Raw genomic sequence first — 20126 nt, 5'->3', positions numbered from 1 at the left:
AGTCGTGTGGTCCTGACGCCCGAAGCTGGCGCCAGTCCGGCAGAGAGCCGCTTCCAACCGGAGGCGGAAACCCTCAGCAGGGATGCGGTGACATAGCATCGTTCACCGGGGAGAGCACGAAGCAAGCCGTAAACCATTGCGTGCGGAACGCCGGATGTGTCCGGCGCTTCGTGGTGACTAACTCGTGCGCTTGTTTTCATTGCGCATGAGGCTGCGGATGCGCTTGAGCATCCGGCGTTCCGCGCGCCCTCTTGTGAGGGCAGGGATGCAATTCACGCGCGGGCTGTTGCCCGTTCGTGCAAAAGTGCCTCCGGCGCGCCCGCGCCGTAAAGAACAGGGATGATCACGCACATCTGTAATGCGAGTTGTTTGAAAATCGAATCCGGATGCGTGGAGCGCGCGCACGATGCTGCCTCGCCCACAATCGTCATACGCGGGCTTGACCCGCGTATCCATCACTCGAGAAAGATGGATGGCCGGGTCAGGCCCGGCCATGACGAATTCGGGACATCGCGGCAATGCTGGTAGCGCAGGGATTATGGGTCCCCGCCTGCGCGGAGACGACGCGGAGAAGAATCTCGCGACCGGATACGCCAATCAGGTTGCATCGCAGCGCGCCTGCGCGCAGAGTCGGCTTAAGGGAGAAAACAATGCAGGCCGAAGCAAAAATGTCCAAAACTGTTTCAAACACCGGCGCGACGCATGTGGATGTGCTGATCGTCGGCGCGGGCCTGTCCGGCATCGGCGCGGGTTATCACCTGCAGAAGAATTGCCCGGGCAAGAGCTACGCGATCCTCGAAGGGCGCGAGGCCATCGGCGGCACCTGGGATCTGTTCCGCTATCCCGGCATCCGCTCCGACAGCGACATGTACACGCTCGGCTATTCGTTCAAGCCGTGGACCGAGGCCAAGGCGATTGCCGACGGGCCGCGTATTCTGAACTACGTGCGCGAGACGGCGCGCGAGAACGGCATAGACAGCAAGATTCGTTTCAGCCATCAGGTCAAAAGCGCGTCGTGGTCGTCGAAGGATTCGCGCTGGACGGTGGAAGCAGAGCGGGGTCCGGACAAAGAGCGCGTGCAGTTTACCTGCGGCTTCCTGTTCATGTGCAGCGGCTATTACTCCTATGAGGGCGGCTATGCACCGGAGTTTCCCGGCGCAGATACATTCAAGGGCCGCATCGCCCATCCGCAGAAGTGGACCAGCGATATCGACTATGCCGGCAAGCGCGTGGTGGTGATTGGCTCCGGCGCCACCGCCGTGACGCTGGTGCCGGAAATGGCCAAGACCGCTACCCACGTTACCATGCTGCAGCGTTCGCCGACCTATGTGGTGGCGCGGCCCGCGGAAGATGCGCTCGCCAACAAGCTGCGCGAGAAGCTGCCGGCCAAGCTCGCCTATCATGCGATCCGCTGGCGCAATGTGCTGTTCGGCATGTATTTCTTCCAGCTCTGCCGCCGCAAGCCGGAGCGCGCCAAGCAGTTGATTTTGGGCGGCGTGCGTCACGCGCTCGGCCCGGATTACGACATCGGCACGCATTTCACCCCGCGCTACAATCCCTGGCAGCAGCGGCTGTGTCTGGTGCCGGACGGCGACCTGTTCAAGTCGATCAAGGAGGGCCGCGCCTCGGTGGTGACCAGCACCATCGACACCTTCACGCCGAGCGGCATTCGTCTGTCGGACGGCAGCGAACTCGAGGCCGATCTGATCGTCACAGCGACGGGGCTGAATTTGCAGGTGTTAGGGGGCATGCAGGTCAGCGTCGACGGCCGCGCAGTCGATTTCGCGCAGACGCTGAACTACAAGGGTATGATGTATTCGGATGTGCCGAACATGGCTTCGTCCTTCGGCTACACCAATGCGTCGTGGACGCTGAAGTGCGATCTCACCTGCGAATATGTCTGCCGCCTTATCAATTACATGGACAGGCACGGCTACAGGCAGTGCACCCCGCGGAACACCGATCCCGAAGTGCAGCAGGAGAACTGGCTCGATTTCACCTCGGGCTATGTGCAGCGCTCGGTGGCGAAGATGCCCAAGCAGGGCTCGAAGCGGCCGTGGAAGCTCTATCAGAACTACGCGCTGGACATCGTCTCGCTCCGCCTCGGCAAGGTCGATGACGGCGTGATGGTGTACGAGTGAGCGTGGCATGAAGAACACCGCGAAATTTCTTGCACTCGGGCTGGTGCTCATCGCATCGCCGCTCCATGCGGACACGCAGCGCGTGACAAACAAGGTGGTGGTCCTGCCGGTGATGTCGGCGACCAGGACATCGAGCGGCCAGCCCATCGTGCTGCCGCAAAAGGACGCGCAGGTCATCGTCTCGACCTACGAGATTCCGCCGGGCGTGGTGTTGCCAAAGCACAAGCATCCGTTTCCGCGTTATGGTTACGTTCAGGCGGGAACCATCGAGGTCACCAATCTCGATATCGGCAAGACCGAAATCTTCAGGACCGGCGATTTTATTGTGGAGGCGGTCGATCAATGGCACTTCGGCGCCAACAAGGGCAGCCAGCCCGTGAAGCTGCTGGTGATCGACATGGTGGAGAAGGGCGCGGTCAACACCGTGTTGCAGAAGTAACGCTGCCTAGATATGGCGGCGGATGAATGCGCCGGCATGTTCCAGCGCGCGGCGGCCGGGTTCGAGATGCGCATTCCACAGCGGCCAGGCGTGGATCATCTGCGGCCACACTTCCAGCGTCACGTCCACATCCGCCGCGCCGAGCGCCGCCGCAAAACGTGTCGCGTCATCGAGCAGCGTTTCGTGCGAACCGACTTGAACCAGCGTCGGCGGAAAACCATCTAGACCGGCAAACGGCGGCGAGATGCGTGGGTCGTTTCGCGCGAGACCGGGAGGCACGAAAGCATCGGCGAGTTCTTCGAGATAGCCTTTGTGGATGATCGGGTCGACCGCATCCTTCGTGATAAGCGATTGGCCCGACATGGTGAGATCGGTCCAGGGCGACGCCAGCCACGCGCAGGCCGGTTGTTCGCCTTCCGCGCGCAGAGCGTTGATCAGCACGGCGGTGAGGTTGCCGCCCGCGCTGTCACCCCCGATGGCGATGTGCGAGGGCGCATAACCTTCCGCACGCAGAAAGCGCCACGCGGTCATGGCGTCGTCGAGCGCCGCCGGAAACGGATGCTCCGGTGCAAGGCGATAGCCGAGCGCCAGCGTGCGGATTTTTGCCGCGCGTCCGGCCTCGGTCACCATTCGGCGATGGCTCCTGATGGAGCCGGAGCAGTAGCCGCCGCCGTGGAAGAACAGCAGCACGCGCAAGGTATCGCTGCCGGGCGCCAGCGACCATTCCCCGGACACGCCGTTCACATCTACGCTGGTCAGCGCAATATCGTCGGCCACAGGCCAGACCGAGCCGATCTCGTCGAGGCGTTCGCGCCGCTGTGCCCAGCCGACAGGCCGGGCTTTCGCCGTCAACAGGGCGCGGATCGCGTCGATCTCGGCGGAGGGCATGGCAGCGGGTTCCTGTTTGTCCGCCACTTTAGTGCGGAACAGCGGTGGTGCAACGGGCGGCCATCCGCGCGAGGTGTCGCACCAAGCGGCGGGAGAATGCGAAAATTTAGAAGGATTGCCATCCGTTGCTGAAAAATCCATTCTCCCGGCCTCTTTCCCGGCCAGAAGAAAAACATGACAGCTTCATCCCGCGACCGTGTCGAACAAGCTCTCGGCAGGATTGCCGATCCCGCCGGCGAAGGCGCGCGCGCCTGCCTCACCGTCTATGCGGACGAGGCCCGCAAGGCCGCCGACGCCGCCGATGCGCGGATCAGATCCGGCAGTTCCCGCGGGCCGCTCGATGGCGCGATCCTCACCATCAAGGACCTGTTCGACGTGAAGGGCGAGGTGACCCGCGCCGGATCGAGGGTGCTGGCGTCACGCGGCAAGCCCGCGGAAGCGGATGCCGTCATCGTGCAGCGTCTGCGCGAGGCGGGCGCGGTGATCGCCGCGAAGACCAACATGACCGAGTTCGCTTATTCGGGCCTCGGGGCCAATCCCCATTTCGGCACACCGGGCAATCCGGCGGATCGCAGGCGCGTCCCCGGTGGTTCGTCCTCCGGCGCGGCGGTGGCCGCCGCCGATGCGTTCTGCGAGATCGCCATCGGCACCGACACTGGCGGTTCGACCCGCATCCCGGCGGCGTTTTGCGGCGTCACCGGCTTCAAGCCCACGGTAAAGCGCGTGCCGAGGGCGGGCGCGTTTCCGCTGTCCTTCACGCTGGATTCCATCGGGCCGATTGCACGCAGCGTCGCCGATTGCGCCGATGCCGATGCGGTGCTGGCGGGTGAAACGCCATCGCCGCTTGCGTCGCCATCTTTGAAAGATGTGCGCGCCGGTTTCGTGCAGGGCTATCCCATCGACGGTCTTGATGACATTGTCGGCAAGGCCTATCCGCAGGCGCTGGCGAAGCTCGCGCCGCACTGGAAATCCGGCGCGGACGTCACCCTGAAAGCGCTCGACATCATGCACACGGCCAACGAGCGCGGCGGGGTCGCGCCGCCGGAAGCCTATGCAATCCACCGCACCCTGCTCGCGGAAGCGGGGGAGGGCGTCGATCCCAATGTGCGGGCGCGCCTGCTGCGTTCGGAGAAAATCAGCGCCGCCGATTACATCCTCGCATTGCGCGACCGCGAGCGCGGCATCGCGCAGATGGATGCGGTGTTCGATCAGGTCGATGTGCTGGTGATGCCGACGGTGCAGATCGTCGCGCCGACGATGGATGAGATTTCCACGCCGGAGAGTTTCAACAAGCGCAACGTCCAGGCACTGATGAACACCTCGATCTGGAATTTCTTCGACGTCTGCGCGATCTCGCTGCCGATCCGGTTTGGCAATGCCCTTCCGGTCGGATTGATGCTGGTCGGCCGCCACGGCGACGATCGCCGTCTGCTGGCGATGGCTGCTGCGGTCGAGAGCCGGTTGGGAGCGTAATCCGGCCAGGTGGCCACGATCACCCGATCGCGACCTTCAGCGTGCCGATGCCGTCGATGCCGCATTCGATCTTGTCGCCGGGCTGAAGCGCCGCGACGCCGGCCGGTGTGCCGGTCAGGATGATGTCGCCCGCACCGAGCGACACCTGAAGCGACAGCTTGCCGATGATCTCGGCAACATTCCAGATCATCTCCGAGAGGTCGCCCTTCTGTTTCTCGGTGCCGTTGACCGAAAGCCAGATCTTGCCCTTCACTGGATGACCGATTTCCGTGGCGGGGCGCAGCGCGCCGCAGGGCGCCGAGAAATCGAACGACTTGCCGATCTCCCAGGGCTGCTCCTTCTTGCGCGAAGCCATCTGCAGGTCGCGGCGGGTCATGTCGATGCCGACACCATATCCGTAGACGTGATCGAGCGCCTTGGCGGGGTCAATGTTCGCACCGCCGCTCTTGAGCGCAACCACAAGCTCGACCTCGTGCTGGAAATCCTTGGTCAGTGACGGATAGGGGATCGTCGCGCCGTCGCCGGTCACCATGTCCGCGTGCTTGGCGAAGAAGAACGGCGGCTGGCGTTCGTCATTGCCCATCTCGCGGATGTGTTCGAGATAATTGCGGCCCACGCACCAGATGCGTCGGACCGGAAAGGACTTCGATTCGCCGGCGACTGGGATGGACGGTTGCGCGAGTGCGGGAATGACGTAGCTGGCGGTCATGGCAAATCCGGTTGCTGGAAGGACAAGGAGGCGGGAAGCGGGATACTAGGCGCTGGCGGCGACGGGAGCCAGCGGGTTGGTGTCACGATGTTGCAATCGGAAGAACGAAGCATAGCGTCCACCGCGCCGCAGCAAGTCATCATGGCCGCCGGTTTCGACGATGGTGCCATTCTCGACCACTAGAATCTGGTCGGCGTGCATGATGGTGTGCAGACGATGCGCGATCACGATGGTGGTGCGATTCTGGCACAGATGTTCGATGGCTTCCTGCACCTGTTTTTCGGACTCCGAGTCCAGCGCTGCGGTCGCCTCATCGAGCAGGATGATCGGGGCGTTCTTCACCAGCGCGCGGGCAATGGCGATGCGCTGGCGCTGGCCGCCGGAGAGTTGCGTGCCGTGCTCGCCGACCGGCGTGTCATAGCCCAGCGGGAAGTTCATGATGAAATCGTGCGCGCAGGCGGCTTTCGCCGCGGCAACGATTTCTTCTTGCGATGCGCCGGGGCGGCCAAAGGCGATGTTCTCGCGGATGGTGTCACGGAACAGATAGACATCCTGCCCGACATAAGCGGTTTGCTGGCGGAGCGAGCGGCGTGAGCAATCGGAGATGATCTGTCCGTCGATCACGATGGCGCCGAACTTCGCTTCATAGAAACGCAGCAACAGCGCCAGCACGGTGGACTTTCCGCCGCCGGAGGGGCCGACCAGCGCGGTGACCTTGCCGGGCTCCGAAACAAAGCTCATGCGGTTCAGCACGATCTCGTTGCCGCGATAGGCAAAGGTGACATCGCGGAACTCGACCTTCGCTTCCGACAGTTGCAGGGCCGGCTTGTTGCTGTCGTCCGGTTCGCTCGCCGGGCTGTCGACGATCTCCAGCAGCTTGCGCGCGCCGATCAGGTAGCTGTTCAGTTCGATGTTCAGCCGCGCAAGACGCTTGGCCGGCTCGTAGGCCAGCAGGAACGCGGTGATGAACGAGAAGAACTGGCCGGGCGTCGCGCCGGTGGCGATGATGCGATAGCCGCCATACATCAGCACGCCGGCGATCGCGAAGCCGCCGAGCATTTCCATCAGCGGGCTGGAACGGCTTTGAACGCGCGCCATCTTGTTGGCGTTGGTCTCGACAATGCCAATGCTCTTGTCGATACGCGCCTGCATCGTGTCTTCGAGCGTGAACGCCTTCACCGTGCGGATGCCCTGCAGGGATTCCAGCATGGTCTCGAGAATGTCGGCGTTTCCGCTGAACTGGTCGTGCGCGAGATTCTTGATCCGGCGCACCAGCTTGCGGATGAAGAACAGCGCAGGCGGCGCGATCAGAAGCCCGGAGATAGACATCCACGGGTCCTGAATGACCATCACAGCGGCGAGGCCGACCAGCGACAGGAAATCGCGGCCGACGGCGGTGATCAGCAGGTTGAGAACCTGCGTGACGGACTGCGCGCCTGCGGTCAGCCGCGCGAGAAATTCGGAGGAATGCCGCTCGGCGTAGAAGCCGACATTTTCGCGCATCAGCTTGGCGAACAACCGGCGCTGGTTCGACGCCAGAATGGCGTTGCTGATCTTGGCCAGGATGACCGAGTGACCGTAGGTCGCCGCGCCCTTGGCCGCGAACAGGGCGATAATCACCAGCGACAGCATAACGATGCCGTGAATGCTGCGATTGACATAGGTCTCGTTGATAACCGCGCCGAGCAGCCAGGCGGATGCCGCCGTGGCCCCGGCGGAGACAGCCATCAGGGCAAACGCGACCGCATAGCGCCGCCAGTGCTGGAGGCCCTGCTCGGTGATCAGGCGGCGAATAAGGGCAGCCGCCCCATAGGGGTCGTCGGTGATCTTTCGTGGAAGCTCGGTCATCCGCGTTCCATTGACGGTCAGGCGCGCTGAAGCGCCCCGTCAGGGTTTATGCGAAACGTCCGTCTCCTTGCCCGCAATGCGGCGGATTTTCAAGTGAAATCAGGGATTTTTACCCGATTTGACGCTAGGCCGGAACCGCGTGGCGGTGGTCCTGCTGACGCTCGAGCTGCAGCTTTTCTTCCCATGCCAGCGCATGGCGGGCGATGGTGTCGAGGTCGTCATATTGCGGCGTCCAGTCGAGCGTGGCGCGGATGCGGGCGGTGTCCGCGATCATGGTCATGATGTCGCCCGGGCGGCGCTCGGCATACTGAACCGCGAAATTGCGGCCCGAGGCGCGGCGCACGGCCTCGATGGTTTCGAGCACCGAGTAGCCGCGGCCATAACCGCAGTTCAACGTGGCGGACGGACCGCCCTGTTCGAGATATCTCAGCGCGGCGCGATGCGCCTCCGCCAGATCGGTGACGTGAATGAAATCGCGGACGCAGCTTCCATCGACGGTCGGATAGTCGGTGCCGTAAACGTCGATCTTGGCACGCTGGCCGGTGGCCGCTTCAACAGCAATCTTCAGAAGATGCGTCGCGCCGACGGTGGCAAGACCGATGCGCGCCTGCGGATCGGCGCCGGCGACGTTGAAATAGCGCAGGACAACGTAGTGCATGCCGTGCGCGGAGGCGACGTCGTGCAGCATGATCTCGGTCATCAGTTTGGATGAGCCGTAAGGCGAAAGCGGGCGTGTCGGTGCTTCTTCCGCAACCGGCGTCCGGTCGGGATTGCCGTAGACCGCGGCGGTCGACGAGAAGATGAAGCGGCTGATGTTGCACTTGACCGCGGCGTTGAGAAGATTGCGCGTGGTCATGGTGTTGTTGCGGTAGTAGCCGAGCGGATCGCGCATCGAATCCGGTACGACCACAGAACCCGCGAAATGGATGATGGAGTCGACGTTGTGCGCGGCGATCACGCCTTCGACGAGATTTTCGTCAGCCACATCGCCGATGAACAGCGGAACGCCTTCCGGCAGGAATTGCGAAAATCCTGTCGAGAGATTATCGACCACGACAACGCTTTCGCCCGCATCGACCAGCGCGCGAACCGTATGGCTGCCGATATAACCTGCGCCTCCGGTGACCAAGATCGTCATGGCATTCCAATCTGCATTGCTTCCGCGCCAACTCGTGCGCCATATCTTTCGTGACAGGCGCGGAATGTGGAGCGAACTTCTTGCCGGAATCTTGCAGGGAAACGATGGAAATGGGGTATAAGACCGGAACTTCGCGGTGAATCCCTTGGATTCTCCCGCAGGAACGCGGTTTATGGTTTCCAAAACGTAACGCGCTATTGCGACTTCCGGACTGATCACGCCGATGCACGGTATCCTGTTCATCAAGACATCATCGCTCGGCGATGTCGTGCATCACATGCCAGCGGTCACGGATGCACGGCAGCGTTATCCTGATGCGCGGCTGACATGGGTGGTCGAGGAGACGTTCGCGCCGCTGGCGCGGCTTCATCCGGCTGTCGATGAGGTGATTCCGGTTTCGACGCGGCGCTGGCGGTCTCAATTGCTTCGCTCAGAGATCTGGAGCGAGGTCTCCGCGTTCAAGGCGAAACTGAAATCAATCAAGGCGGAGAAGGTCGTCGATACGCAGGGCCTGATCCGTTCGGCACTGATCGCGCGAACGGCATCCGGCGAGCGTCACGGCTACGATGCAGCGAGCATAAAGGAGCCGGTGGCGTCGTGGTTCTACGATGTAAAACACGCCGTTGCGCGCGATCAGCATGCGGTGACCCGCAATCGCCTGCTCACCGCATTAAGCCTCGGCTATTCGCCGGATGCCGCCATCGACTACGGGCTGGTCAAGCCGCCGCGCACCGATGATGCGCATTATGCGGTGCTGTTTCACGGCACGTCGCGCGCATCGAAGGAATGGCGCGAGGTCGACTGGATCGGCACCGGCAAATGGCTGCATGCGCAGGGCCTTGAAGTTGTGCTGCCATGGGGTAACGAGCGCGAGCGCCTGCGCTGTGAGCGGCTTTCGCATGCAATTCCGGGAAGCCGTATTCTCGACCGCCTTCCGCTCGACCAAACCGCGAAGGTGATTGCCAATGCCGCGCTGGTGGTCGGCGTCGATACCGGGTTGCTGCATCTGGCCGCAGCTTATGAAGTGCCGCTGATCGCGGTGTTTCTCGCAACCGATCCAGGTCTGACAGGACCGGTCGGCAACGGACCGATTACTGTGGTCGGCGGGAAGGATGTTTATCCGTCGTTCGAGCGGGTGATCGAAGCGGCGGGACCATCATTGCGAGGAGCGTAGCGACGAAGCAATCCAGCCTGAAAGGTGGATTGCTTCGCTTCGCTCGCAATGACGTGAGTATGTCGCTATCGCTTTTTCAAAATCCCGTCGACAAAGCCCGCGATATCCGTTCCCGAAAACAGATAGCCCTCGATCCCGGCAGCTTTGCCCGCATCAAGATCGCGTTGCTTGTCGCCGATGACAAAGCTACGCGCGCGATCCACCGGCCAGTGTTTCATGAGGTCGAGCACCATGCCGGCTTGCGGTTTGCGCCAGTCGCATTCGCGCGTGTAGGCGGGAACGATGCCGTCGGGATGGTGCGGGCAATAACGGAAATCGTCGATCCGCGCGCCATCGCGCGCCAGTTCATCGCGCATCCAGTTGTGCAGGGTGCGCACATCATCCTCGGAGAAAAAGCCGCGTGCGACGCCGGACTGGTTGGTGAAAACGAAGACGTAATAGTCTGCTTCGTTCAGCGCTCTGATCGCCGGAGCGATGCCCGGCATCCAGCGCAATCTGTCACGAGTGCCGACATAGGCATCGTCGAGATTGATGACACCGTCGCGGTCGAGAAACGCCGCAGGCTTTGTCTCCGCGCTCATTTTGCCTTCGCCGCTGCGATCAGCGACTGTTCGACTTCGTCGCAAATCGCGTGCATCGCCATCATGTGAACCTGCTGGATCACCGGCGTGTCGTCGGTTGGCGCGATGAACAGATGATCGCAAGACGCGCGCATGCTTTCACCCCTCTCGCCGGTGAAGCCGACGGTGACAACGCCGAGGTCGCGCGCCATCTTCAGCGCAGCCAGAATGTTCGGCGAGCGGCCTGACGTTGAGAGCGCGAACAGCACATCGCCGCGCTTCGCCAATCCCTGCAGCTGACGTGCAAAGACCTGCTCGAATCCATAGTCGTTGGCGATGGCGGTGAGTGCGGAGGTGTCAGTGGTCAGCGCGATGGCGGCCCAGCCGGGACGCTCCTGCTTGTAGCGGCCGACGATCTCCGCGGCGATGTGCTGGGCATCCGCGGCGCTGCCGCCATTGCCGATCAGCAGCAGCTTGTTGCCGGCCTTCAAGGCATCGGTCACAGCGCGCGCGATGGCCTGCGTGGTCGCGCGCACCTCATCGCTCTGAACAGCCTTGCTCAGGCCGTCGAGCGAACTCTGGAAATGGGCCGCGATCCGGTCCTGGCTCACATGTCACCGCGTCGTTGATCAGGCGTCAGTGGTAGTCACAGCGCGATAGCGGCGCAAGTGGGGTGCAAGTGCGACCAGCCGTCGAGATTAACGAGCGTTGGCTATCACGCGCTGCGCGGTCTCCACCACCTGCGAGGCCGGGATGTCGCGCATGCAGTGATGATCGTTCTGGGTGCAGACCGGCTTGTGACACGGCTGGCAGGGCAGGTCGGTCGGACGCTTGATAGTGGCGGCAAGGCCGTTCAGCGGCGCCCAGTGGTAGGGGCTGGTGGGGCCGAAAATACCGATGGCCGAGGTGCCGATCGCGGCGGCGATGTGCATCAGGCCGGAGTCATTGGATATCACGGTCTTCGCGGCGGCCATGGCCATGATGCCGTTGCGCAGGTCGGTGCCGGTGAGGTCGCGCACCCGCGGCCCGCCGAAGTTTGCGATCTCGGTGGCGATGGTCTTTTCGCCCGGGCCGCCGACCACCCAGACGTCGAGGCCCTGCTCGGCGAACATCCGGGCGGCTTCCCTGTAGTAGGTCCAGCGCTTGGAGGCGCCGACAGATCCCGGCGCCAGCGCGACAGCCGATGTCTGGCCGAGATTGTTGGCCTGCCGCCAGGCGGCGACCTCAGCGGGCGGCACCACAAGCTCCGGCACCGGCCACTCTTTCGGCAAAGGCGCATCGGCAGGCAGGGCGAGGGCGGCGTTCTTGTCGATGAAGCGGGGCATGCTGCGCTCGCCCCAGCGCCAGTCGTTGATCAGGCCGAAGCGGACCTCGCCGACCCAGCCGGTGCGCTGGGGAATACCCGCCAGCGTCGGCGCGATGGCCGATTTCCAGGTCCGGGGCATGACCAGCGCGGTGCCGTAGCCGGCGGCCCGCAACTGCTCCGCCAGCGCCCACTGCTTTTTCAGGGCGAGCTGACCGCGCGGCAGGTCCCAGACGATGCCCCTGCGGACGCCGGGCATGTAATCCACCAGCGGCGCGCAGAGGCTGGTGACCAGCAGGTCCACCGGCCGGTTCGGCCAGCGCTCCTTGAGGACCCGGACCACCGTGTGCCCACGCACGAAATCGCCAATCCACATATACGGAACGACCAGAACCGGGCTGGTTTCCGAAGGATCGGGCTTTACCCCAATATCGCTTAGAAATGAATTGATATTCATTTATTGAAGGTTTTCGAGCAGATCGGTGCGAGCCCGGGAGAATTGTGGCCGATCAGCCGGTTACCGCGTCGGTCGCATCGCGTCCAGATGCGTTTTCACCGGCTTTCCGTCCATCCCCCGCCTTCACCAAGCCCACGGTCGTGAGTTGCTTGGGGGGCGGGGTTGAGGCAAAGGTGGCGCGCATTCACACGGCGGGATTCCTTCATGCTGTTGGTGACCGGCGGAGCCGGTTTTATCGGATCGAATATCGTTGCCGCCCTCAACGACGCGGGCCGCGCGGACGTGGCCGTGTGCGATTTCCTCGGCTCCGACGGCAAGTGGCGCAATCTCGCCAAGCGCCAGCTCGCCGACATCGTTCCGCCCGCGGAACTGATGTCATGGCTGAACGGGCGCAGGCTGGATGCCGTGATCCATATGGGTGCGATTTCCGAGACCACCGCGACCGACGGCGATCTCGTGATCGAAACCAACTTCCGCCTGTCGATGCGATTGCTCGACTGGTGCACGGCCAATTCCGTCCCGTTCATCTACGCCTCGTCTGCGGCGACGTATGGTGACGGCGATCAGGGCTTTCGCGACGACGAGTCGCTTGCCGCGCTGAAGCAGCTTCGCCCGATGAATCTTTACGGCTGGAGCAAGCATCTGTTCGATCTCGCGCTGATGGAGCGCATCGCCAAAGGCGAAAAGATGCCGCCGCAATGGGCCGGCCTGAAGTTCTTCAACGTGTTCGGCCCGAATGAATACCACAAGGGCACGATGATGAGCGTGCTGGCGAAGCGTTTCGCCGATATTCGCGAAGGCCGCGTCGTGCAGCTCTTCAAGTCGCATCGCGATGGCATCGCTGACGGTGACCAGCGCCGTGATTTCATCCATGTCGATGACGTGGTGCGGGTCATCATGTGGCTTCTGGCGACACGCTCGGTGAGTGGTCTGTTCAATGTTGGCACCGGACATGCCCGCAGCTTCCGCGATCTGATCCTCGCGGCCTACAGCGCCCTCGGCGCCAAGCCGAACATCGAATATATCGACATGCCGGAACAAATTCGCGGCAGTTACCAGTACTTCACGCAGGCAGAGGTCGATCATCTGCGCGGCGCAGGTTACAATGGCGGCTTCACGGCGCTGGAAGACGGCGTCGGCAGCTATGTCCGGGATTTTCTCGACCGGCCCGATCGCTATCGCTGATCAGGCAACAGGAACGCTCTAATGTTCGACTTTGACGCGCTGTCGCAAGCGATTGTCCGCCAGACCGTGCTGTGCGTCGGCGACCTGATGCTGGACGAATTCGTCTATGGCGAGGTCTCGCGTATTTCGCCGGAAGCGCCCGCGCCGGTGATCGCGGCGCGCCGCAGCGAACTCAATGTCGGTGGTGCCGGCAATGTCGCGCGCAACATCGCGGCGCTGGGCGCGAAGTGCATTTTCGTTGGACTTGTCGGCAATGATGCTTCCGGTGAAACGCTGAAAGCGGAACTGGCCAGGGAGCCGCTCATTGAGCCGCTGCTGGTCACGGATCCGTCACGCCCGACCACACGCAAGGTGCGCTTCGTCTCCGAACATTTTTCTACGCACATGCTGCGCGCAGACTGGGAATTGTCGGCGCCCGCCTCGGAAGTGACCGAGCGCAAGCTGATCGACGCGGTCGTCGCGGCGCTGCCGCGCGCCGACATCGTGCTGCTGTCGGACTACGCCAAGGGGGTCCTGACCGCGCGTGTCATCCGCAACGTGATTGATGCCGCGCGCAAGCTGGGCAAGCGGGTGATCGTCGATCCGAAGAGCGCCAATCTGGCGATCTATCGCGGCGCGACGCTGCTGACGCCGAACCGCAAGGAATTCGCCGAAGCCACTCGCCGCCGCATCCAGACGGATGCTGACATCGCCGACGCCTCGATCGAGGCGCTGCGCACCGCCGATGCTGAAGCCGTGCTGGTGACCAAGAGCGAAGACGGCATGACGCTGGCGCATCGCGATGGTGCGCTGATCCATGTGCCCGCGCAGCCCGCCAAGGTGCGCGACGTGTCCGGAGCAGGCGACACCGTCGCGGCCGTGCTGGCGGTGACCATGGCGGCGGGAACGGATTGGGATACATCGCTGCGCTGCGCGGCCGCGGGCGCGGCGGTTGCAGTCAGCAAGCCGGGGACCGCGACGGTGTCGTTGGCCGAACTGCGGCGGAAGATCTTGCCGCATGCTTCGCTCGCGGCGGAGGAAAAGATCGCGTCAAGTGCAGCCGATCTCGATGCGCGCGTCGCCGAATGGCGCTCGCAGGGCTTGCGTGTCGGCTTCACCAACGGCTGTTTCGACATTCTGCATCCCGGCCATGTTCGCGTCATCACCCAGGCGCGCGCGGCTTGCGACCGCCTCATTCTCGGTCTCAACAGTGACGCATCGGTGCGGCGGCTCAAGGGCCCGGAGCGGCCGGTGCAGGACGAGCGCTCGCGTGCAGAGGTACTGGCAGCGCTCGAAGCCGTCGATCTTGTGGTGATCTTCGAGCAGGACACGCCGCTGGAGCTGATTACGCAGATCAGGCCGAGCGTGCTGGTGAAGGGTGGAGACTACACCCGCGAGCAGGTGGTCGGTCACGAGATTGTCGCGGCCAACGGCGGAGAGATCGTGCTTGTCGATATTCTGCCGGGCCACAGCACCACGTCTCTCGTCAAGCGCGCGCGAGAGAACAAGGCATGACGGTGAATACGTCCGATCTTCCGGCTCGTGCGCCGCCGTCGATCCGGCGCAACACGGCTGCGTGGATGAAGGCGGCTGACATCGCGGTGGTCCTTCTCGCGATCTCGCTCCCCTGGTCAACTTCGCTGGTCGCGATTTTCGCGGTGGCGTGGCTGGCGCTGCTGACCCCGGCGATCCAGTGGCAGGAATTTCTGGACTCCATGAAGCGGCCGGCTTCGCTCACGCCATTGCTGCTGTTCGCGCTGGCCGTTCTGGGGACGTTGTGGGCGACCGGTGTGCCATGGGCCGCCCGCTTTCATGGAATCAATCCGGCAGCGAAGCTGCTCGCCATCCCCGTCTTGTTCTATCACTTTGAACGGTCGGGGCGGGGGCTGTGGGTCGTCCTCGCCTTTCTGGTGTCATGCACGGCGGTGATGTTGGCGTCATGGCTGATGTTCGTCGATCCGCGTCTGGCGTTTGATCCAGCGCGTTCAGTCGGTGTGCCGGTCAAGAACTATATCGCGCAGAGTCAGGAATTCGCGCTGTGCGCGTTCGCGGCGTTTGGCGCCGCGATTTATGCGGCGAAGACTGGGCGACGCGGAACGGCTGTGCTCCTGCTCGGTCTTGGTGCCGGATTTCTTGCCAACATGGCGTTTGTTGCAAGTTCGCGAACGGTCTTCGTTTGTATCCCCGTCCTGTTCGTTGTTCTCGCGGCCAGATATTTCAGCGGGCGTAGCTTTTTGGCCTTGATGGCAGGCGTTGCCGCCGTGACCGCTGTTGCCTGGATGTCTTCACCCTATTTGCGTATGCGCGTCGACATGATCGGAAGCGAGTATCAGCGCTATCATCAGAGCAATGCCGTAACCTCGGTTGGAGAGCGATTGGAATTCTGGCGCAAGTCGATCAAGTTCGCCGCGGAAGCGCCTCTCATCGGGCACGGAACCGGATCGACGAAGACCCTGTTTGAACAGGATGCCGTGGGACAGACCGGGGCTTCGGCTCAGATCATCGGCAATCCCCACAACCAGACGCTGAATGTCGCGGTGCAGTGGGGATTGATCGGTTGCCTCGTCCTGTATGCCATGTGGTTTGCGCATCTGAGATTGTTTACCGGATCGGGTATGGCTGCATGGATCGGTCTGGTTGCCGTCGTCGAGAATTTCGTCAGCTCGCTGCTGAATTCGCATCTGTTCGATTTCCACGAGGGCTGGATTTACGTGCTGGCCGTCGGCGTGGCGGGGGGCATGGTGCTTCGTGGCCGGCGCACAATTGAATCCGGCCCGCAGCCGGCGAGACAAGCGTGGCGGGTTTGACCATGGCTGCTTCCTTCTGGTCCGGATTGCGGCGTCTGACCTGGCGCAATCTTCTGATCGCGATTCACGACGCGATGGCGACCGCGCTTGCGGTCGTTGCGAGTTTCTATCTTCGCTTTGAGGGAAGTGCGTTCACGGACCGCCTCCCGCTGCTGCTGAACATCCTGCCTTACTTTGTGATTTTCAGCGTGATCGTTTGCTACGTTTTCAGGCTCACAACCACAAAGTGGCGTTTCATCTCGCTGCCGGACTTTATCAACATCGCGAAAGCATCCACTGTGCTGGCGCTGATGCTGCTGGTGCTGGATTACATCTTCATCGCGCCGAACGTCTACGGCACGTTCTTCTTCGGCAAGACCACGATCATCATCTACTGGTTTCTGCAGAACTTTGCGTTAGGCGCGCTTCGCGTGGGCTATCGCTATTTCCGTTACACCCGGACACTCAGTCAGGCCCGCGGTCTCGACGCATCTCCGACGCTCCTAGTGGGCCGTGCTGCCGATGCGGAAGTGTTGTTGCGCGGGATCGAGAGTGGCGCGGTCAAGCGAACCTGGCCGGTCGGAATCCTGTCGCCGTCGATGGCGGACCGCGGACAGTCGATCCGTGGCATTCCTGTCCTCGGCGCCATCGACGATCTTGGCGATATCGTCGAGGATTTCTCGCGCCGCGAACGACCGATCGAGCGTCTTGTGATGCTGCCATCGGCGTTCGAGGCCGATGCATCGCCGGAATCGGTTCTGACGCGCGCGCGCAAACTCGGGCTGACGGTCAGCCGTCTGCCCTCGCTCGAAGGCAGCGGAGAAGCGCCGCGTCTGGCGCCGGTAGCGGTCGAGGATTTGCTGCTGCGGCCGAGCGTCAAGATCGACTATCAGCGGCTCGAGAATTTCGTGAAGGGGAAGTCGGTTGTCGTCACCGGTGGCGGCGGATCAATCGGATCGGAAATCTGCGACCGTGCCGTGACATTCGGTGCGTCTCGCTTGCTGATCGTAGAGAACGCGGAGCCGGCTTTGCATGCGGTGGTCGAAGCGCTCGCTGTGAGGTTTCCGGAGGCGGTTGTCGAAGGCCGTATTGCGGATATCCGTGATCGTGCGCGCATCATGCATCTGATGGGAGAGTTCAAGCCGGACATTGTGTTTCACGCCGCGGCGCTGAAGCATGTTCCGATCCTCGAGCGTGACTGGGGTGAGGGCGTCAAGACCAATATCTTCGGCACTGTCAATGTGGCCGATGCGGCCGTGGCCGCCGGCGCGGAAGCCATGGTGATGATCTCGACCGACAAGGCGATCGAGCCTGTGTCGATGCTGGGTCTGACCAAGCGCTTCGCTGAAATGTATTGCCAGGCCCTTGATCGCGACCTGATGCACAAGGCAAACGGCAAAACCCCGATGCGGCTGATCTCGGTCCGCTTCGGCAACGTGCTGGCGTCGAACGGTTCGGTGGTGCCGAAATTCAAGGCGCAAATCGAGGCGGGAGGACCCGTCACGGTGACGCATCCGGATATGGTGCGTTACTTCATGACCATCCGTGAAGCGTGCGATCTTGTGGTGACATCCGCGACCCACGCGCTTGGCCCGGTTCGGCCGGATGTGTCGGTCTACGTCCTGAACATGGGCCAGCCGGTGAAGATCGTCGATCTTGCCGAACGCATTATTCGCCTGTCGGGACTTCAGCCCGGCTATGACATCGACATCGTGTTTACCGGCGTGCGGCCCGGCGAGCGTCTGAATGAAATTCTGTTCGCCCACGAAGAGCCTACAGCGGATATCGGCATCGCCGGCATTGTCGCGGCGCGCCCCAATGAGCCGCCGCTCGACACGCTGCAACGGTGGCTGTCCACGTTGGAAAAGGCTGTGGCCAGTGAACAGCGCAGCGTCATTGTGGGCGTCTTGAAGGACGCGATCCCGGAGTTCAAAAGCGGGGCGGCGTAAGCTATCCGAGTGGTTCTCGTTGCCGGGAGAACCGGCTGAGCACCAGCGCCACGGCGCTTAAGCCCAATGCCAGCGTCATCCACTGGACGTAGGGCGATTTCAGCCAGATCGTCACCGCAGCAAATGCCGCGAGAACGACATTGAGGATGAAGACTTCGCTAACGACCTGCGTCACGCTGAAACCGTTGTTGGTCGCCTGCTGGTAAAAATGCGACCGGTGCGCGACCCAGACGGCCTCGTGCTTTATCAAACGCCGAAACAGCGTGAGCGTCGCGTCGGCGAGATAGTAGAGCGGGAGCAGCAGCGCCGCGATCAGGTGCCCGGCGCCAGCGAGTTGAAGCAGGCACCAGCCCATCAGCAGGCCGATCGGCAGGCTGCCGACATCGCCGAGAAACAGCTTTGCAACAGGTCTGTTGAACGGCGCGAAGCCGACCATCGCACCCAGGAGCGCGAGGGCGACAATGGTTGCGCTCATGGGCATCTCGCCGAAAACACCAAACAGCACCAGCGCGGCAGTGACAGGGACAACCTCAGCGACGGTCATCCAGTCCAGACCGTCCATGAAGTTGACCAGATTGACGAACCAGAGCCCGCCGATCAGCAGCAGAATCCGTTCAGCCCATAGCGGCAAAGCGGAAACGAGATGAAGCTCCGCGGGGAGGGTTGCAAGGACGATGCCGACGGCGGCGGCTTGCACCAGCAGCCGGGGAAGAACGGGGATTGTCCGTAAGTCATCGTAGGCGCCGACAAGGGCCAGAAGGATGGTTGCGGCAAAGACGGCGAGCAGACTGGAGCTTGTTGTCAGTCCAGAAAACGGAATCGCGGATGCAACGGCAGCAATAGTCGCAATGATGACCGCGAGCCCGCCGCCTTGCGGTGTCGGGACGCGATGGGATGATCGTGCATTCGGCCGCGCGAGCGCATAGCGCTGGAGCAAGGGACGAAGCAGGACGATGAGCGCTGCACAAACAACGCAAGCGACCAGGAGTGTCGTTATGATAAGCGCGGGGGTCATGAAGCGGACGTCATCGTGTCAGCATTTGGTGCCGACGGCGCACCAGTAAGGCACGCGGTCTGAAAAACGAATGTCCTTAAATCCGGCGGCGGTAAGCATGTTCTGGATTTGCTCCCGCGTGAAACGCTGCTCGAGGCGGGTGCAGAAGCGATCATAGGCATCGGTTCTCATGACATAGAACGCGCGGTCCTTGTAGGACTCCAGCGGCAGTGCTGCGGCGGAAAATCCCAGCCGTTCGACGAGCGCGGCGAAACGCGCCAGTGGCCAGTAGACGAAGACGGCAATGAGTTGGCTGATCCAAAGCCGGGGTTTCTCCGGCATGCTGGATATGACGACGCGGAAGATATTGCTGAACTTCCACAGCGCGCGATACCACGCTGGCCGGTTGTCGAGCGCATAATAGAGATAGATCAGGAACGGTGCGCCGGATTTGAGCTTCGTCGAGATCTTCGAGATCGCGGCCTGCGTATCCGGGACATGATGAAGCACGCCCAGCGAAAATGCAAAATCGAGCGAAGCATCGGGGAGTGGCAAATCTCCCACGCTGGCGTGGTGGAAGGTCACGTTCTTTGCTGCGGCCAGATTGCTGCGCGCGACATTCAATGCATCGGCGCTGGCATCGAGCAGATGCAGATGACCGACACGGGGCGCCACCATCACCGACCATCGGCCGCTGCCGCATCCGACGTCCATTCCGACGGAATTTACCGGCAGGCGGTCCCACGGGAAAATATGGAAATAGGATTCGAAGATGGCCGCTCGATCATCGGCAGAGAAGGCGTCCTCTCCTTGCTGGAACGTCGACCATTCATGGCCAAAACCTGCTGCGACCGCTGGGTCGACATTGCTGGACGGTCGATCAGACATAAGGCCCACGAAGGTAGGAAAGGGTTCCGGGGCTCGGCCCCGGAAGGTTTTTAATCAAACCGGTGAAGGGTGACAACGCCCCCGGACCGTGTCTCAACTCTTAATGTCTGTGTTTGAGATGTGTTCGCGGGTCACATTTCTGGAGAATCTTTTTGGGTAACCGTGCCAAGCGAGCGGCTTGTATCCGGCGGCGTTTTTTCAAGGCCCCGAAGCCG

The 20126-nt window shown here is 62.4% G+C and carries 17 protein-coding genes; 8 read left to right on the top strand and 9 right to left on the bottom strand.

Annotated elements, in window-relative coordinates; all coding sequences use genetic code 11:
* The first annotated feature begins 650 nt into the window (after positions 1–650).
* Complete coding sequence (locus HMPREF9696_RS09285) at positions 651–2141, top strand: flavin-containing monooxygenase (protein ID WP_002712731.1); 1491 nt, start codon at positions 651–653, stop codon at positions 2139–2141.
* A 7-nt stretch (positions 2142–2148) separates the two neighbouring features.
* A complete protein-coding gene (locus HMPREF9696_RS09280) occupies positions 2149–2580 on the top strand; it encodes a cupin domain-containing protein (RefSeq protein ID WP_002712730.1) in 432 nt (143 codons plus the stop codon).
* 6 nt (positions 2581–2586) lie between these two features.
* Here HMPREF9696_RS09280 and HMPREF9696_RS09275 read toward each other — a convergent pair whose 3' ends face one another.
* Positions 2587–3468, bottom strand: a complete 882-nt coding sequence (locus HMPREF9696_RS09275; protein ID WP_002712729.1) for an alpha/beta hydrolase — start codon at positions 3466–3468, stop codon at positions 2587–2589.
* A 174-nt stretch (positions 3469–3642) separates the two neighbouring features.
* On the opposite strand from HMPREF9696_RS09275, the gene HMPREF9696_RS09270 reads away from it, so the two are divergent.
* Positions 3643–4941 carry an amidase gene (locus HMPREF9696_RS09270; protein WP_002712728.1) on the top strand — a complete coding sequence of 433 codons (1299 nt, stop codon included), beginning with the start codon at positions 3643–3645 and terminating at the stop codon, positions 4939–4941.
* Positions 4942–4960: 19 nt separating this feature from the next.
* On the opposite strand, the gene HMPREF9696_RS09265 is transcribed toward HMPREF9696_RS09270, so the two are convergent.
* The 3 genes from HMPREF9696_RS09265 to galE form a co-directional block, all read right to left on the bottom strand.
* A complete protein-coding gene (locus HMPREF9696_RS09265; RefSeq protein ID WP_002712727.1) occupies positions 4961–5650 on the bottom strand; it encodes a fumarylacetoacetate hydrolase family protein in 690 nt (229 codons plus the stop codon).
* 45 nt (positions 5651–5695) lie between these two features.
* Entirely contained in the window at positions 5696–7498 is a 1803-nt protein-coding gene (locus HMPREF9696_RS09260) for an ABC transporter ATP-binding protein (protein ID WP_002712726.1), read from the bottom strand.
* A gap of 124 nt (positions 7499–7622) precedes the next feature.
* Positions 7623–8636, bottom strand: a complete 1014-nt coding sequence (gene galE, locus HMPREF9696_RS09255) for a UDP-glucose 4-epimerase GalE (protein ID WP_002712725.1) — start codon at positions 8634–8636, stop codon at positions 7623–7625.
* A gap of 223 nt (positions 8637–8859) precedes the next feature.
* Between galE and waaC the strand changes: the two genes are divergently transcribed.
* Positions 8860–9810, top strand: a complete 951-nt coding sequence (waaC, locus tag HMPREF9696_RS09250; RefSeq protein WP_002712724.1) for a lipopolysaccharide heptosyltransferase I — start codon at positions 8860–8862, stop codon at positions 9808–9810.
* A 65-nt stretch (positions 9811–9875) separates the two neighbouring features.
* Here the strand turns inward: waaC and HMPREF9696_RS09245 are convergent, their stop codons facing one another.
* The 3 genes from HMPREF9696_RS09245 to waaF all read right to left on the bottom strand — a co-directional run bounded on the left by HMPREF9696_RS09245 (position 9876) and on the right by waaF (position 12130).
* Positions 9876–10391 (bottom strand): D-glycero-alpha-D-manno-heptose-1,7-bisphosphate 7-phosphatase, encoded by a 516-nt coding sequence (locus tag HMPREF9696_RS09245; protein ID WP_002712723.1) that lies wholly within the window; start codon positions 10389–10391, stop codon positions 9876–9878.
* Positions 10388–10981 carry a D-sedoheptulose 7-phosphate isomerase gene (locus HMPREF9696_RS09240; RefSeq protein ID WP_002712722.1) on the bottom strand — a complete coding sequence of 198 codons (594 nt, stop codon included), beginning with the start codon at positions 10979–10981 and terminating at the stop codon, positions 10388–10390. The genes HMPREF9696_RS09245 and HMPREF9696_RS09240 overlap by 4 nt, the downstream gene beginning before the upstream one ends.
* 87 nt (positions 10982–11068) lie before the next feature.
* Positions 11069–12130: a lipopolysaccharide heptosyltransferase II gene (gene waaF / locus HMPREF9696_RS09235; protein WP_002712721.1), complete on the bottom strand. Its 1062-nt coding sequence runs from the start codon at positions 12128–12130 to the stop codon at positions 11069–11071.
* A gap of 204 nt (positions 12131–12334) precedes the next feature.
* On the opposite strand from waaF, the gene rfaD reads away from it, so the two are divergent.
* The 4 genes from rfaD to HMPREF9696_RS09215 are packed head-to-tail and all read left to right on the top strand — an operon-like array spanning position 12335 to position 18029.
* Entirely contained in the window at positions 12335–13315 is a 981-nt protein-coding gene (gene rfaD, locus HMPREF9696_RS09230) for an ADP-glyceromanno-heptose 6-epimerase (protein ID WP_002712720.1), read from the top strand.
* Between the two features lie 21 nt (positions 13316–13336).
* Positions 13337–14809 carry a D-glycero-beta-D-manno-heptose-7-phosphate kinase gene (gene rfaE1, locus HMPREF9696_RS09225; protein WP_002712719.1) on the top strand — a complete coding sequence of 491 codons (1473 nt, stop codon included), beginning with the start codon at positions 13337–13339 and terminating at the stop codon, positions 14807–14809.
* On the top strand, positions 14806–16101 hold the full coding sequence (locus HMPREF9696_RS09220) for an O-antigen ligase family protein (protein ID WP_002712718.1): 1296 nt from the start codon (positions 14806–14808) through the stop codon (positions 16099–16101). The genes rfaE1 and HMPREF9696_RS09220 overlap by 4 nt, the downstream gene beginning before the upstream one ends.
* 2 nt (positions 16102–16103) lie before the next feature.
* Complete coding sequence (locus HMPREF9696_RS09215) at positions 16104–18029, top strand: SDR family NAD(P)-dependent oxidoreductase (protein ID WP_002712717.1); 1926 nt, start codon at positions 16104–16106, stop codon at positions 18027–18029.
* A gap of 1 nt (position 18030) precedes the next feature.
* Here the strand turns inward: HMPREF9696_RS09215 and HMPREF9696_RS09210 are convergent, their stop codons facing one another.
* Entirely contained in the window at positions 18031–19044 is a 1014-nt protein-coding gene (locus HMPREF9696_RS09210; RefSeq protein WP_002712716.1) for an MraY family glycosyltransferase, read from the bottom strand.
* Positions 19045–19062: 18 nt separating this feature from the next.
* Complete coding sequence (locus HMPREF9696_RS09205; RefSeq protein WP_081602395.1) at positions 19063–19911, bottom strand: class I SAM-dependent methyltransferase; 849 nt, start codon at positions 19909–19911, stop codon at positions 19063–19065.
* Positions 19912–20126 lie beyond the last annotated feature (215 nt).

The sequence above is a fragment of the Afipia clevelandensis ATCC 49720 genome (assembly GCF_000336555.1).
Classification (GTDB): Bacteria; Pseudomonadota; Alphaproteobacteria; order Rhizobiales; family Xanthobacteraceae; genus Afipia; species Afipia clevelandensis.
This window is presented reverse-complemented; position numbering and strand designations above follow the sequence as displayed.

Coding starts and splice junctions, on each gene's coding strand:
- waaC (WP_002712724.1), top strand. CDS start 8,860: ATGCACGGTATCCTGTTCATCAAGACATCATCGCTCGGCGATGTCGTG.
- HMPREF9696_RS09280 (WP_002712730.1), top strand. CDS start 2,149: ATGAAGAACACCGCGAAATTTCTTGCACTCGGGCTGGTGCTCATCGCA.
- HMPREF9696_RS09260 (WP_002712726.1), bottom strand. CDS start 7,498: ATGACCGAGCTTCCACGAAAGATCACCGACGACCCCTATGGGGCGGCT.
- HMPREF9696_RS09215 (WP_002712717.1), top strand. CDS start 16,104: ATGGCTGCTTCCTTCTGGTCCGGATTGCGGCGTCTGACCTGGCGCAAT.
- galE (WP_002712725.1), bottom strand. CDS start 8,636: ATGACGATCTTGGTCACCGGAGGCGCAGGTTATATCGGCAGCCATACG.
- HMPREF9696_RS09205 (WP_081602395.1), bottom strand. CDS start 19,911: ATGTCTGATCGACCGTCCAGCAATGTCGACCCAGCGGTCGCAGCAGGT.
- HMPREF9696_RS09220 (WP_002712718.1), top strand. CDS start 14,806: ATGACGGTGAATACGTCCGATCTTCCGGCTCGTGCGCCGCCGTCGATC.
- HMPREF9696_RS09285 (WP_002712731.1), top strand. CDS start 651: ATGCAGGCCGAAGCAAAAATGTCCAAAACTGTTTCAAACACCGGCGCG.
- HMPREF9696_RS09210 (WP_002712716.1), bottom strand. CDS start 19,044: ATGACCCCCGCGCTTATCATAACGACACTCCTGGTCGCTTGCGTTGTT.
- waaF (WP_002712721.1), bottom strand. CDS start 12,130: ATGAATATCAATTCATTTCTAAGCGATATTGGGGTAAAGCCCGATCCT.
- HMPREF9696_RS09265 (WP_002712727.1), bottom strand. CDS start 5,650: ATGACCGCCAGCTACGTCATTCCCGCACTCGCGCAACCGTCCATCCCA.
- rfaD (WP_002712720.1), top strand. CDS start 12,335: ATGCTGTTGGTGACCGGCGGAGCCGGTTTTATCGGATCGAATATCGTT.
- HMPREF9696_RS09245 (WP_002712723.1), bottom strand. CDS start 10,391: ATGAGCGCGGAGACAAAGCCTGCGGCGTTTCTCGACCGCGACGGTGTC.
- rfaE1 (WP_002712719.1), top strand. CDS start 13,337: ATGTTCGACTTTGACGCGCTGTCGCAAGCGATTGTCCGCCAGACCGTG.
- HMPREF9696_RS09275 (WP_002712729.1), bottom strand. CDS start 3,468: ATGCCCTCCGCCGAGATCGACGCGATCCGCGCCCTGTTGACGGCGAAA.
- HMPREF9696_RS09270 (WP_002712728.1), top strand. CDS start 3,643: ATGACAGCTTCATCCCGCGACCGTGTCGAACAAGCTCTCGGCAGGATT.